The 13,122-nt window shown below is 68.8% G+C and carries 14 protein-coding genes; 13 read left to right on the top strand and 1 reads right to left on the bottom strand.

Annotation, left to right across the window (positions count from 1 at the left end; genetic code table 11):
• Nucleotides 1–182: 182 nt before the first annotated feature.
• From ACYC1Z_RS03815 to ACYC1Z_RS03770, 10 genes are all read left to right on the top strand, one after another.
• On the top strand, nt 183–1,067 hold the full coding sequence (locus ACYC1Z_RS03815) for a helix-turn-helix domain-containing protein (protein WP_461408212.1): 885 nt from the start codon (nt 183–185) through the stop codon (nt 1,065–1,067).
• A 233-nt stretch (nt 1,068–1,300) separates the two neighbouring features.
• A complete protein-coding gene (locus ACYC1Z_RS03810; protein WP_461408210.1) occupies nt 1,301–2,416 on the top strand; it encodes an ArdC-like ssDNA-binding domain-containing protein in 1,116 nt (371 codons plus the stop codon).
• Entirely contained in the window at nt 2,416–3,366 is a 951-nt protein-coding gene (locus tag ACYC1Z_RS03805) for a bifunctional DNA primase/polymerase (RefSeq protein WP_461408209.1), read from the top strand. The genes ACYC1Z_RS03810 and ACYC1Z_RS03805 overlap by 1 nt, the downstream gene beginning before the upstream one ends.
• Entirely contained in the window at nt 3,366–4,157 is a 792-nt protein-coding gene (locus ACYC1Z_RS03800) for a DUF2637 domain-containing protein (protein WP_461408208.1), read from the top strand. The genes ACYC1Z_RS03805 and ACYC1Z_RS03800 overlap by 1 nt, the downstream gene beginning before the upstream one ends.
• Nucleotides 4,154–4,567: a hypothetical protein gene (locus ACYC1Z_RS03795; RefSeq protein ID WP_461408207.1), complete on the top strand. Its 414-nt coding sequence runs from the start codon at nt 4,154–4,156 to the stop codon at nt 4,565–4,567. The genes ACYC1Z_RS03800 and ACYC1Z_RS03795 overlap by 4 nt, the downstream gene beginning before the upstream one ends.
• 95 nt (nt 4,568–4,662) lie before the next feature.
• Nucleotides 4,663–5,565, top strand: a complete 903-nt coding sequence (locus ACYC1Z_RS03790) for a hypothetical protein (protein ID WP_461408211.1) — start codon at nt 4,663–4,665, stop codon at nt 5,563–5,565.
• Entirely contained in the window at nt 5,562–6,575 is a 1,014-nt protein-coding gene (locus ACYC1Z_RS03785; RefSeq protein WP_461408206.1) for a ParB/RepB/Spo0J family partition protein, read from the top strand. Before ACYC1Z_RS03790 ends, ACYC1Z_RS03785 begins: the two co-directional genes overlap by 4 nt.
• A 39-nt stretch (nt 6,576–6,614) precedes the next feature.
• A complete protein-coding gene (locus ACYC1Z_RS03780; protein WP_461408205.1) occupies nt 6,615–7,307 on the top strand; it encodes a hypothetical protein in 693 nt (230 codons plus the stop codon).
• A 17-nt stretch (nt 7,308–7,324) separates the two neighbouring features.
• Complete coding sequence (locus ACYC1Z_RS03775) at nt 7,325–8,986, top strand: M23 family metallopeptidase (protein WP_461408204.1); 1,662 nt, start codon at nt 7,325–7,327, stop codon at nt 8,984–8,986.
• 10 nt (nt 8,987–8,996) lie between these two features.
• A complete protein-coding gene (locus tag ACYC1Z_RS03770) occupies nt 8,997–9,263 on the top strand; it encodes a DUF6112 family protein (protein ID WP_461408203.1) in 267 nt (88 codons plus the stop codon).
• A gap of 13 nt (nt 9,264–9,276) precedes the next feature.
• On the opposite strand, the gene ACYC1Z_RS03765 is transcribed toward ACYC1Z_RS03770, so the two are convergent.
• Nucleotides 9,277–9,684 (bottom strand): NUDIX hydrolase, encoded by a 408-nt coding sequence (locus ACYC1Z_RS03765; RefSeq protein WP_461408202.1) that lies wholly within the window; start codon nt 9,682–9,684, stop codon nt 9,277–9,279.
• A gap of 103 nt (nt 9,685–9,787) precedes the next feature.
• Here ACYC1Z_RS03765 and ACYC1Z_RS03760 point away from each other — a divergent pair, with 103 nt between their 5' ends.
• The 3 genes from ACYC1Z_RS03760 to ACYC1Z_RS03750 are packed head-to-tail and all read left to right on the top strand — an operon-like array spanning nt 9,788 to nt 13,083.
• Nucleotides 9,788–10,099 (top strand): DUF6112 family protein, encoded by a 312-nt coding sequence (locus ACYC1Z_RS03760; RefSeq protein WP_461408201.1) that lies wholly within the window; start codon nt 9,788–9,790, stop codon nt 10,097–10,099.
• Between the two features lie 37 nt (nt 10,100–10,136).
• The gene (locus ACYC1Z_RS03755; protein ID WP_461408200.1) at nt 10,137–11,612 is read left to right on the top strand and encodes a conjugal transfer protein TrbL; all 1,476 of its coding nucleotides are present in this window, start codon (nt 10,137–10,139) and stop codon (nt 11,610–11,612) included.
• A 7-nt stretch (nt 11,613–11,619) separates the two neighbouring features.
• The gene (locus ACYC1Z_RS03750; RefSeq protein WP_461408199.1) at nt 11,620–13,083 is read left to right on the top strand and encodes an SCO6880 family protein; all 1,464 of its coding nucleotides are present in this window, start codon (nt 11,620–11,622) and stop codon (nt 13,081–13,083) included.
• Nucleotides 13,084–13,122 lie beyond the last annotated feature (39 nt).

Below are 13,122 nucleotides of genomic sequence, written 5' to 3'. Positions count from 1 at the left end.
GAGACCGAGGAACCTACAGTGGAAAAACCGGACAGGACCGGCAGAATCCGTGCACCCAAAAACCGAAACCCCTCTCCCGTAGACGCTCAAATCACCCCAGAAACCCCACCGGCGGATCCAGGCTCAGACGGCCGGTAGCGCAGCCTGGGCACTCTCCGCTCTCCGCCGCACAATTCCAACCGCTGCTCGCCCGAACACGGGCGATCTATCGACCCATCGACCCAGTTGCCTATGACTGCGTGAAGCTGATCTTCGTCCGACACGGCTCCGCGATCCTGCTCAGCAAGTTTGGCGAGAAACTCGTCACCGTCGGCGACGTCATCGTGCTCGCCGCGAACACTCTGTGTGGAAGCGATCCCGAAGACTCGATCACCGTCACGACCCTGTATCTGGACCGCGACTACATCGTCGATCAGGTGTTCTGGCAGCATGCAGGATTGCTGTCCGACAGGCTGGACGCGCAGGACTTCGCCGATGAGCTGTACTCCGAACCTGCCCAGATACTCCACCTGGGTGAGGACCGCGCCGGCATGCTGATGCCGTGGTTGGACGAGCTGGTCGCGCTCAGCATCGCTGGGCCCGCACCGGAGAGTTTCTACCGGCTCCAGGCGCTGTTGTTCGCTGTGCTGGATGTGATCACTCCCTTCGTCAAGACGACTCCGGTACGACGGACACAGACCCAGCGGATCGCGACTTGGCCCGGCTTGCCCCACCGCCGCCGGTTTGCGCCGTTGAGGGCCGAAGTCCGGGAAGCTGCCGACCTCCTCCGCGGCGCCCCGGCACAGCGATGGACGCTCCCCGGTCTCGCAGACGCCGTGCACCTGTCGCCGTCCCAGCTGGGCCGGGTCTTCGTCGATGCTTACGGCGAGACCCCCATGACCTACCTGATGACACTGCGCGCCGAGCGGTTGGCGCGTCTGCTGCGAGAGACCGACATGCCGATCGAGGTGGCGATGCGCGAGGTCGGATGGCAAAGCAGGGGCCACGCCGCTCGGGTGTTTCGCCAATGCATCGGAGTGAGCCCGATCCGCTACCGCCAGCTCAGCCGACAGAAAGCCGCTTCCTGACGCGCGATACCCATTTCCGCATCTGCGATACGCGTATCCGCATCATCGCTCGGTCCCGCACGTTGGGCGCGCCGTGGGCTGGTAGTCCGGTAGGTCTAGTTGGGTTCACCGCCGTGCCTGACGGTCACAGTGTTGATCCTTGTCCGTCTCGCCTCGCTGGTGTTCCCGGCGCACCTGATGGTCACCGAGCCTGTTCTGCCCGGTGCTCAGGGTATCGGGAGGAGACAGCGACGATGGCGACGACACGGGAGGACGCCCAGGCTGCGCGGGAAGTGAAGCTCGACGAGTTGCACGAGCGGCTCACCGGCGCCGTCGAACAGCTCGTCTCCGGTGAGGACTGGCACCGGGCGCTCGCGTTCGCAGCCCGGTTCAGGGCGAGATCGTTCTCGAACACCCTGCTGGTCTGGGCACAGCACGAGGCGGCATACGAGGCGGGCAGTGTTCCCGAGCCGATGCCGTCGTATGTGGCCGGGTATCGGCAATGGCAGACCCTGGGTCGGCAGGTGGAGAAGGGTCAGTCGGGGTACATGATCTTCGCCCCGGTCACTGGCCGCTTCGCCACCGCCACACCACAGGATGCGGAGTCTTGGCGGCGGCTCGGCAGGGGCGAGAAGCCCCGGCCCGGTGAGGTCGTCCGATCGAAGATGATCACCGCCCGGCCCGCCTATGTGTGGGACGCCTCGCAGACCGCTGGTGACCCGATCCCGGAGCCGCCGGCACCGAAGCCGCTGGAAGGCGAAGCCCCGGCAGGACTGTGGGACGGCCTCGCGGCGCAGGTACGGGAGCAGGGGTTCGAGGTGGTGCGGGTGCCGCATGAGGGCATGATCCACGGCGCCAACGGGATGACCGACTACACCGCGAAGACGGTCGCGGTGCGGGAGAACATGGACCCCGCCGCGCAGGTCAAGACTCTCGCCCACGAACTCGGTCACGTCCTGCTCCACGGCCCCGACAACGAGGACGCACGTCAGCACCGCGGCATCGGGGAGGTCGAGGCGGAGTCGGTCGCGCTGATGATCGGCGCCGCCCACCACATGGACACCAGCGGCTACACGATCCCGTATGTGTCGACGTGGGCGGCCAGGGTGGACGGCAAGGAGCCAGTCGAGATCGTCAAGGCCACGGGCGAGCGGGTCCGCAAGAGCGCCCTGGCGATCTTGGATCAGCTCGACACCGCTCAGGTCGCCGATGGAATGCCGCCCGGTCTCGACCGTGAGGCACCGCAGCGCGGCCAGGTTTCGCACAAGCGGTCGGCACCCGAACGAAAAGCATCGGGACAGCGGGCGGAGCCGTTGCCTGAACCACGGCCCGGCCCCGTCGCACCGGCGGTGCAGGGACGGGGTCTGTGATGGCCTCCCCGGACGCGCTCGGGGATGTGCTGACGCGGGTGAACCGGGCGCGGCCGATCTCCAACTCTGCGCGAGAACTCGCCGCCGCGGGAGTGCCCGTGTTCCCGTGCGTGCCGGGCGGAAAGCGTCCGCTGACCGAGCACGGGTTCCATGACGCCACCACCGACCCCAACCAGGTGCAGGCGTGGTGGCGCAAGCACTCCACGGCGAACATTGGCGTCCCGACCGGCGCGCCCTCTGGTGTGGTCGTGGTGGATGTCGATGTCCACGGCCCCGTGAACGGGTTCCCGGCGTTCGAGAGTGCGCATCGGGCAGGGCTGGTGTCGGGGTGGCAGTTCCTCGTCACGACACCTTCGGGTGGGATGCACGCCTACTACCCGGCAACACCGGGCAAGGCTCAGCGGTCGTGGCAGGCAGCCCGCGCCGGGATCGACTTCCGTGGCGACGGCGGCTACATTCTCGTCCCACCCTCCGAGGTGTCCACCAACAGCGCCGCCGTCGGCTATCAGGTACGGCAGATCAACGTCGGATCTTCCTCGCTGCTCGACTCGGACCGGTTGCGGGGCTTCCTCGATCCGCACCCGACGCCGCGCCGTCTCGCGAACCTCGGCGTGACGCGGGAGCAGGATGTGTCGCGGTTGGCGGCGTGGGTCGCCGCACGCGGCGAGGGCGAGCGGAACCGCGGACTGTTCTGGGCCGCGTGCCGCCTTGCCGAGAACGGCGTCCCGGCCGCCGACGCTTTAGACGTGCTCACCGGCGCCGCTGAGAATGCAGGGCTGGGTGAGCGAGAGATCACCGCGACCCTCCGCTCCGCCTACCGCACCGCTCAGCCCCCCGCCCGTGCGTCCTCCTCTCCAGTGCATGGCAGTTCGCCGCTCGCGGCGGACAGATGGCTCAGCAACGACAGCACCGCCACGCGGTCGTTGTCGTCGAGGGTGCGGGAGCTGTGATGACCACGCACGTCATCACCAGACATACAGGCCGCCAGTGGGCTGTGCTCACCGCGGTGTCAGGGACGGTGTTCATCGCCGCCGGAGCCTTCTGGCTGTCCTTCACGGCGCTTGCGGACCTGGCCGTCCGGTCCGGCATCGGCGCGGGGCAGGCATGGGCGTGGCCGCTCATCGTCGACGGCATCATCGTCGTCGCCACCGTCGCGGTCGTAGCCCTGGCCGGGCAGAAAGCGGCGTGGTACCCATGGACGCTGCTCATCGGCGGCGCTCTCATGTCGGTGACAGCGAACGCCATCCACGCCATCGTCACCGCTGATGCCGACGTTCCCGACATGCTGGCTGCCGCGGTGGCGGCGGTGCCGCCCGTGGTGCTCCTGGCAATTACCCACCTGACCGTGATCCTCACCCGACCACTCCCAGGCGCCGATGAGGCCACGTCCACCACGGAGCTGGCGCCCGGCGGCAGACCGTCCTACCGACCCGAGGCAGTCTCAGCCGAACCCGAGGTCGATGCAATCTCGGTGCCGCTACCGGGTGAGAGCCAGCCCGTCCCAGCACCGGGCGCGGGGCAGACGCAACATTCGATCGCAGGCCTCGCCGCGGCGAAGCCCGAATCGGCCGCTCCCGACCGGCGCGACCGAGCCGACACGCTGCGCGAGCAGGGGTGGTCGAACAAGCACATCGCCCGCGAACTCGACGTGCACCCCTCCACGGTGGGCCGGTGGTTCGCCAGCGCGCACCTTCCCGACACCACCGACCACACGAGCGCCGAGGAGGCGAAGGACTCATGAACACCGATCACGACCAGCAGCAGCACGAACCTCGTCGGCGGTCGCCGGAGCCAGAGACCGACCGCACGACGCTGGAATCTGTCGAGAAGACCGAGACACCAGAGGCGGTGCAGGCGGCGAGGATCGCCCACCGCCGCGGCAACAACAATGAGCGACCGGCACAAGATGCACGTTGGCGTGCGCGGGGCGTGGAGTGGGTGCGGCCCACAGACCTGCTCGCCCGTCACGGTGCCGCGTTGGCGGGTCAGGGAATCGACTTCGAGGTCGAGCTGGCTCGTCGGACCCGCACCGCGACAGCCACGGGTCTGCGGGGTCTTGGCGATCGTGCGCGCCGGTTGCCGCCGCTGTCGGCCTTCGGCCACAGCGCACCTCAGGCGGGGCCGTCGCGGCCTGGGGTCGGGCTGAGCTGAGCAGGTGACAGGTCATGACCACCGCCGAGGCACGGAACACGAACGTCGTTGTTGGGGACGGCGTGCGCACCTGCCTGCCAGGAGGTGCCCCAACCATGACCGAGAACACGCACACCAACACCGACAAGACGACCGAGGGCGGCGAGGACTACACGGCTAGCGAAGGCCTACGCACTCTGCTGCATCGACTCCATGCTGCCGGGCCGGGCGCGTGGAAGCAGGACCCCACCGCCGCAGAATTGGTGTCCTTCACCGCGGAGAAGTACGCACCGCTGGCACGCAAGCATGACCTGGACCCGTGGGAGGCTGCGTCGGCGGCGTTCGACGTGATGCGCACCAAAGCCGCCCGGGAGGCCGTTGATCCGTGGGCGGTGGTCACGCACGCGGTGCGGATCACCTGCATCTTCGAAGAACGCGCCCAAGGACTCCTGTGCTCGGTCCACCAAGCACGGCGCCCGCATGTCTCGGCGTTCCACGACCCGGAACGCTTCAGTGACCGCGAGAACCCGCTGACCGACTATCACCCGGCGTTCCAGATCCCCGACGACGCTGAGACCACCGCCGAAGTCGAAGGCGCCGACTCTGCGCCGTCGTCGCGGGCGTGCACGTCGGCGGGTTCGGCGGTCGAGGACACGATCGCGTTGTTCACCCTGCTGGACTGGCCCCCCGCCACAACGCGGGCCGGGATCGAGCATGTCTGCGCGGCGCTGACCCGGACCGGTACCCGCCAGGCCACCTATGAGGCGCTGCGGCGCGACAGGCACGCCCGCGCCCTCCTCGACATCCCTGGCCGCTCCTGGACCGCGCTGTTGAAGGCGCTGCTGGGCAACCCCCACCCTGCCTACGCCGCCACGACCGCGGGGCGGGGCGTGCTGCTGCGGTTGCTGATCGGCGAGCCGCTGCCGGTGCTGCTGCGCGACGACGACCTTATCCTGGCGATCTCACTGGCCGCACCCACACACCACGACCGGAATCCCCGTGGGGGTGGGTCGCGGTGAGCGCGCCAGCGGGGTTCATCGAGCTGGAACGCACCGTCGCCTCGATCCGGGTCGGCCGGCGGCACCGCACCGAGCTGGGCGACATCGACGAACTCGCCGCCTCCATCGACCGCGACGGCCTCCTCCAGCCCATCACGATCACCCCGGACGGGGCGCTCGTGTGCGGGGCCAGGAGGTTGGCGGCGATCAAGAAGCTCGGCTGGATGAAGATCAACGTGTGGGTCCGATCCGGGATCTCCGACCGGCTCGGCCACCTCCTGGCCGAACAGGACGACAACGTCCTGCACAAGCCGCTGACCCAGACCGAGGCCGCCGCCCTCTACCGCGAGTTGAAGACCCTGATGGCAGAGGATGCCAGCCGCCGCGATGCAGCTACCCGCTTCAGTAGCGACTATCAGCCCGGAGCTGACGGGGGTGCAAAATTTGCACCCCCGTCGCTCGGGCCTCTCGGGAAGACGCGGGAGCAGGCAGCAGCCATGATTCCCGGCAGCACCTCCCACACGACTTTGGAGAAGATCGGCTACCTCCAGAAGCTCGCCGACGACCTCGCCGAGCCAGCCGAGCTACGTGCCCGAGTGAGCGCTGAGTTGGAGCGCATCGACGACGGCGCCTCTGTGCACCCGATCTACGAAGCTGTCCGCGTCTCCGTCACCGCCGCCCGAGAAGAGCGCGAGACGGACCTGCACCAGCTCGCCGCCGACGCGCTCGCCCGCGCCAAGGACGCCCGGTCGAAGAAGCGCACTCCGCGACCCGCGCCAGCAGCCGATGACCATGGCGAGCCGGTGCGGTATCCGGTGCGGGCATTCGTGTTGACCTGGACCGAACTGGCTCAGTGGTGGACGCACTACGACGCTGACCAGCTCGCCGCCGAACTCACCGACGAGCAGATCGACTTGTTCCTGGCCACCGCTGCCGGGACGAGCCGGTTCGCCGAGGAGCTGCGCGCCGCCCGCGCCCGCCAGGCAAGCGACGGTTTCGCGACCGCACGGGGACATCTGCGCGCCCTCTGACACCCACGGCTGCTGGGTGTAGTGGTGCACCTACGGGGCATGAAGACACTCGACCTGACTGACCCTCGTTCCCGACACCGGCTGATCGCCGTGCTCGCCGCAGTGTTCGCGGTCCTCGTGCTGGCCGGTGTCGGGGTCTACGGCCTCATCACCGGACCACCCACCACCCATCCGGACAACAACGGCGGGACCGTGCCTGGCCCAGTCGTCACCGCGCCCAGCGATCCGGTGCCCACCGCGACGCCGCGGCTGCCGACCGTGCGTGCCGCGGCTGATCCGGAGACCTTCGCCCGCAACGTCGCGACAGTGCTGTTCGCCTGGGACACCGGGTCGGGGTTCATGCCGCTGGACTACACCTCGGTGATCCTCGCCGTCGGTGACCCGTCGGGTGCCGAGCAGGCTGGGCTCGCCTCCGACATCGCCACCTACCTACCGAACCGTGAGGCATGGATCGAGCTACGCCAGTACGCCACGGCTCAACGCCTGACCATCGACGAGCTGTACGTCCCCGATGCATGGGACACCGCGATGGAGCAGGCTCAGCCTGGACAGCTCGTCGATGGCACCACCGCGTACACGATCGAGGGCACCCGCCACCGCGAAGGCCTCTGGAACGACGAAGACGTCACCTCCGAGCATCCGGTGGCGTTCACCGTGTTCATCGTCTGCGCCCCGACCTACAACACCTGCCATCTGCTGCGGTTGTCCCAGCTCGACAACCCCCTCCGATAAGCGCGGGGTGATCGATCATGGTGAAGAAGCTCGCCATCGCCGCCCTCACATTGATCCTGCTCGGCCCGTCGCTTGCGCTGGTCGGGATCGGGGTGGTGATGAACCCCGCCGCCACCGCCTCCTGCACTGTGGCAGGCACGAACGTCACGGTCGGCGATGTCCCTGAGTCGTTGACCGTGACCACCGCGAACGGCGAGACCTTCACGCTGAACAACACCCAGTTGACGCATGCGGCGACGATCATCGAAACCGGCTCCGGCGTCGAGGGCATCAACCGTGACGGGCTGGTGATCGCGCTGATGGCAGCGCTCACCGAATCCACCCTGCGGATGCTGTCCAACACTGGTTCCTACCCCGAATCCGCGGACTATCCCAGCGACGGCGACGGCTCCGACAACGACTCGCTCGGGTTGTTCCAGATGCGTCCCCAGTCCGGGTGGGGAACGGTCGCCGAGCTGATGGACCCGACCTATCAGGCGCGGGCTTTCTTCGGCGGACCAGAAGGCCCGAACCGCCCCTCGCCGCGAGGCTTGTTGGACATTCCCGGCTGGGAGCAGATGGACAAGGGCGAGGCCGCCCAAGCCGTCGAAGTCTCCGCCTACCCGGACCGGTATCGGAACTATGAGCCCGTCGCCGAGACCATTCTCTCCACGCTCACTGGAACCACCACGTCCGTCGCCGCGGGCACGTCCACCGGCAGCACGGCGGCTCCGGCGGCTCCGGAGGTGCAGACCGTCGCGGCGGAGTCCTCGCGGGTGGTGTTCCCACTGCCGGAGGGCTCTTGGGTGCTCACCTCCGAGTTCGGACCGCGGGTCCACCCGATCACCGGCCAGGAATCGGTGCACACCGGCACCGACTTCGCCGCTCCGGACGGCACTCCGATCCTGGCCGTGGCCGATGGCACCGTGACCGTCGCGGAGTTCTCCGGCGGGTATGGCGGGCTCATCGTCGTCGAGCACTCCATCGCCGGCCAGACCGTGGCCACGGCGTACGGGCACATGTGGGAGACCGGTATCCACGTGGCCGCCGGGGACCGGGTGAGAGCCGGGCAGCACATCGGTGACGTCGGTTCCTCGGGCAACTCCACGGGGCCGCATCTGCATTTCGAGGTCCGCCCCGGCGGCGCCAACGGTGAGCAGATCGACCCCGCCGCCTGGCTCAACACCCACGACGCCGCCGATCTGCCCGAACCCGCCACCGGAGCACCTGCCGGCTGTGACCCAGGCACCAGCACTCCGGGCGGCTCCCCGGACCCGGTCGATGGTGACTCGGACCGGATGGTCGATGACCCCACCAGCGACGGGCAGATCACCACCCGTCTCCTGCACCTCTACCAGCAGGGCATCGCAGACTTCGCCGACACGTCCTGGGCGTGCTACTCACCGCGGCCCGGCACCAGCTCCGAACATCCGCTGGGCCGCGCGTGCGACCTCACGTTCGGTAACGCCATCGGGCAGCACCCCACCCCGGCGCAGCTCGAAGCCGGCTGGGACCTCACCAACTGGATGAAGGACCACGCCGAGACCCTCGGGGTGGAGTACCTCATCTGGCAGGGCAAGATCTGGTCCCTCGCCCGCGACGCCGAAGGCTGGCGCGACTACAACGGCGGCGGCATGCACAACCCCGGCGATGTCACCGGCGGCCACTACGACCACCTCCACGTCACCGTCATAGGGTGAGCTGAACGCCATGGACGTGTTCCCCGACTTCGACGGCCTCGGCGGGATCGATGACCTGCGCGCAGTGATCGGCGCGCTGCTGACGTTCGTGCTCATCACCAGCGTCCTGATGCTGATCGTCTCCGCCATCATCTGGGCCATCGCCGCCACGAACGGCAACTACAGCGCAGCCGGGAAGGCGCGCACCGGTGTCCTCGTCGCCCTCGGCGCCGCGATCCTCGCCGGTGGCGCAGTGGCGTGGATGAACTGGCTCATCGACCTCGGCCAGCAACTCTGACCCCCAGGGGCGTTCAGCGCCGTGTGAGGGTGATGATGCCGGCGCGGGTGAGGTATCCGCGCAGGTCGTTGGTCAGCGGGACCTCATCGAGTTCGGCTGGGGTGAACCAGCGGACATCATCGGCGTCGTCTCCCGCAGTGAGGGTGCCGCCGGTGACGGTCGCGGCGAAGTCATGCACCTCGAACGTGCGCCCGTCGCTCGTGGGGACCTGGACCGTCCAGAGTTCCCGGCCGATGGTGACGTGCAGCCCGGTCTCCTCGAATGCCTCACGTGCCGCGGTCTCCGGCAGCGTCTCGCCCGGCTCGGCACTCCCGCCAGGCACGGACCAGCAGCCCTGCTCGGGTTCGGTTCCACGGAGCACAAGCAGCACCCGCCCCGTCTGACCGGTGATGACGGCGCTGGCGGCCAGAACACGTCCCATACCTCCCACCGTACAAGCCACAGCTGGGGGCGGGCGTGCACCTGCTCGGCATACCCATCCGTGTGACCCGCCCGAGTGCGGGTCGTCGTGTCAGGAGCCCGCCATGTTCGAACTCATCACCGCTCTGCCGGCCCTGGTGCCGATGGATGTCGACATCACCCCCAACGATTCCGGCCTGCCGGGCATCGCCCAGCTGCGGACGATCGTCGGCGCGGTGATGACCGTCGGCCTCATCCTGTCCGTGCTCGCGCTGATCATCTCCGCGATCGTGTGGGGCTTCGGCGCGAACTCCTCCAACCCGCACCTCGCCGGCCGGGGAAAGATGGGCGTCCTCGTGAGCTGCGGGGCCGCGGTGATCTGCGGCGCAAGTGTGACGTTGATCAACTTCTTCTGGGACGTCGGCCAGCAGGTCTGACCCCAACCGCTGACTCGATCCCGAAGGAGTGATTGCGGTGGGTGTATGTGATGTCCCCGTCATCTCGGCCGTGTGCGACACCGCCGGAGAAGCCGCCGCGTCTCTGGTGGCGGCGCCGTTCGACTGGCTCGCCCAAGCGATGGGTGCCGCCGCGGGCTCGTTGTTCGAGGCCGTGTGGTCCGTGTTCGACACCACCACGCTCGTCGATGTCACCCGACCCGAGTACGTGGCGGTCTACAACCTGCTGTTCGGCATCGCCGTGTTCGTGATGCTGATCTTCTTCTGCCTCCAACTGCTCACCGGCCTGATCCGCCGCGACCCCACCGCCCTGTCTCGGGCCGCCCTCGGGTTGGCGAAGTCCGTGCTCGGCTCGTTCGTGGTGATCACGCTGACGGCGTTGCTGCTGGAGATCGTCGACCAACTCTGTGTCGGGATAATCCAGGCCGCCGGAGAGACCACCGCGTCCATGGGCGACAAGATCACCCTGCTGGCCGCGGGGCTCGTCGGGATCAACATTGCCGCGCCCGGGGTGGGGGCGATCATCACGATCTTCCTCGCCGGCCTGGCGATTGCCGCGGCTGCGATCGTGTGGCTGTCGTTGCTCGTGCGCAAGGCGCTGTTGTTGGTGGCGATCGTGTTCGCACCCCTGGCGTTCTCCGGCGCCTCCTGGGATGCATCGCGCGGGTGGATCGGCAAGTGGGCGATGTTCGTCATCGCGTTGATTTGCTCCAAGCTCGTCCTGGTCGTGATGTTCCTCGTCGCCATCACCCAGGTGTCGGCACCGATCGATGCGGACCTGTCCTCGATCAGTGACCCGCTGGCGGGGATCGTGCTGATGGCGATGGCCGCGTTCGCCCCGTACCTGACCTACAAGTTCATCAGCTTCATCGGGTTCGACATGTACCACGCGATCGGGTCCGAACAAGACGCCAAACAGGCCCTCAACCGGCCCGTGCCCACCCCCACGAAACCAGCCGGCGACGGCCCCCAGAAGGTCCTCGACGGCGACAACAGCAGCGGCGGTAATGAGAGCGGTGGCGGCGGCGGCAGCGGGAAGGCCCCACCTCAGGCAAAGACCTCCGCGCCCCAGGCCTCCGGAAGTGGTGCCGGTGCTGCTGGAGGCACCAGCACCGTGGGTGGGCCCGCCGGAGCCGGCGCCAGCGGCGGTGCCGGAGCGGGTGCCGGAGCGGGTGCTGGGGCGGGTGCGGGTGCTGCGGCGGCTGGTCCGGCCGCGGCAGCGGTGATCGCGGCAAAGGTCGCCAAGGACGCGGCGACTGCCGGTCCGAAGGCCGGCACGGCCCTCGGCAACCAGGGCGAGACCGCCGCCGACAATGCCGGTCAGACCGGCGCCACACCCCCTCCTGCCGCCTCCCCGACGTCATCTACACCGACCATCACCAAGGCTCCGCCTCCTGCCGAGCCGAAGACACCCACGGCGGGTCCCTCGCAACCGGCGCCACGTGTACCGAAGCCGGCCCCACCGCCGGCACCGAAGCCGACCGGAAAGGACTGAGACGGCCATGACCACGAAGCAGAAGGAGTCCTCCACCGAGCTGGTGCCGGTCAAGTTCTCCCGGCTCACCCGCCGTGGCATTCTCCTTGGCCTGTCCTTGGCCCAGCTCATCACCCTCGCCACCGGCGTCCTCGCCGTCGTCGGCGCCCTCTACGCCGGCGGTGGCATCCTGCTGGCCTACACCGCCCCCGTCTGGGTTCTCGCCGCCGCCCTGACGTGGGTACCCGTCGCCGGACACCCGGCCGTGGAATGGCTGCCGGTGGCGTGCTGGTGGCTGTGGCGCAGCACCTGCGGGCAACTCCTTTATCGGCGCCGCATCGTGGCACCCCGGCCGGCCGGGACGCTCGCGCTGCCCGGCGACATGGCGCGCTTGCGCGAGTACACCGACCCCGACACCGGGGCCGGGATGATCCACGACCCCCACGCTGCGACCCTCACCGTGGTCTGCGAGGTGACCCATCCCGCGTTCGTGCTCCTGGACCCGGGCGAGCAGGAACGCCGCGTCACCTCCTGGGGCCGCGTGCTGGCCACGGTGTGCCGCTCCGGACGAATCGCCACCCTGCAAGTCCTGGAACGGACGCTGCCGGACTCCGGTACCGGGCTCGCTGAATGGTGGGCCTCCCACGGCACCGCCGACGACAGCTGGGCCGCAACCACCTATGCCGAACTCATCGAGCGTGCCGGGCCGGCCGGGGAACGACACGCCACCACCCTGTCCCTGTCGCTGGATATGAAGACCGCTGCCCGGCAGATCAGGACCGCCGGCGGCGGCATCCGCGGGGCCGCCGCCGTCCTGCGCCAGGAGATGTCGACCCTCACCGCGGCGCTGCGCTCAGCCGACCTGAAGCCCACGGGATGGCTGAGCCCGGGACAGATCGCGGTGATCCTGCGCAGCGCGTATGACCCGGCGATCGCTGCGACCCTGGAGCGCCACGGCGAACTCGGCCAGCACCTCGCCACCGCTGGTCCCGTCGCCGTCAACGAGTCCTGGAGCCGGTTGCGCACCGACTCCGCCCACCACGCGGTGCTGTGGGTCTCGGAATGGCCGCGCTCGATGGTCTACCCCGGCTTCCTGTCCCCGGTGCTGCTGTCCACCGGCATCCAACGCTCGTTCTCGCTGCTGTGTACTCCGATGCGTTCGGACCAAGCCGCCCGGGATATCCGGAAGAAGAAGGTCGAGCACATCTCCGACGCCGCCCAGCGGGCGAAGATCGGGCAGATCGAAGACGCCACCCAGACCGCCGAGTACCACGACGTGCTCCAGCAAGAGGCCGATCTGACCGCTGGCCACGGGGTGCTGCGGTTCACCGGCCTCATCAGCGTCTCCGCACCCACCGTCGAGGAACTGGAGGCCGGTGTGTCCGCGATTGAGCAGGCCGCAATCCAAGCGTCCTGCGAAACCCGGCTGCTCGTCGGACAGCAGGCCGCCGCGTTCACCGCCGCCGCGCTGCCGCTGTGCCGCCGCATCTGACGCCCCGCACACACACCCCGGTCCTTCCGCCGTGTGAGC

It is taken from the genome of Georgenia sp., assembly GCF_054605595.1.
Note: the sequence above shows the minus strand (reverse complement) of the source record. Positions and strands in the feature narration are given on the sequence as shown.

Excerpts from the sequence above, each read along its gene's own strand:
- ACYC1Z_RS03810 (WP_461408210.1), top strand. The coding sequence starts at position 1,301 with ATGGCGACGACACGGGAGGACGCCCAGGCTGCGCGGGAAGTGAAGCTC.
- ACYC1Z_RS03805 (WP_461408209.1), top strand. The coding sequence starts at position 2,416 with ATGGCCTCCCCGGACGCGCTCGGGGATGTGCTGACGCGGGTGAACCGG.
- ACYC1Z_RS03800 (WP_461408208.1), top strand. The coding sequence starts at position 3,366 with ATGACCACGCACGTCATCACCAGACATACAGGCCGCCAGTGGGCTGTG.
- ACYC1Z_RS03795 (WP_461408207.1), top strand. The coding sequence starts at position 4,154 with ATGAACACCGATCACGACCAGCAGCAGCACGAACCTCGTCGGCGGTCG.
- ACYC1Z_RS03790 (WP_461408211.1), top strand. The coding sequence starts at position 4,663 with ATGACCGAGAACACGCACACCAACACCGACAAGACGACCGAGGGCGGC.
- ACYC1Z_RS03780 (WP_461408205.1), top strand. The coding sequence starts at position 6,615 with ATGAAGACACTCGACCTGACTGACCCTCGTTCCCGACACCGGCTGATC.
- ACYC1Z_RS03775 (WP_461408204.1), top strand. The coding sequence starts at position 7,325 with ATGGTGAAGAAGCTCGCCATCGCCGCCCTCACATTGATCCTGCTCGGC.
- ACYC1Z_RS03770 (WP_461408203.1), top strand. The coding sequence starts at position 8,997 with ATGGACGTGTTCCCCGACTTCGACGGCCTCGGCGGGATCGATGACCTG.
- ACYC1Z_RS03765 (WP_461408202.1), bottom strand. The coding sequence starts at position 9,684 with ATGGGACGTGTTCTGGCCGCCAGCGCCGTCATCACCGGTCAGACGGGG.
- ACYC1Z_RS03760 (WP_461408201.1), top strand. The coding sequence starts at position 9,788 with ATGTTCGAACTCATCACCGCTCTGCCGGCCCTGGTGCCGATGGATGTC.
- ACYC1Z_RS03750 (WP_461408199.1), top strand. The coding sequence starts at position 11,620 with ATGACCACGAAGCAGAAGGAGTCCTCCACCGAGCTGGTGCCGGTCAAG.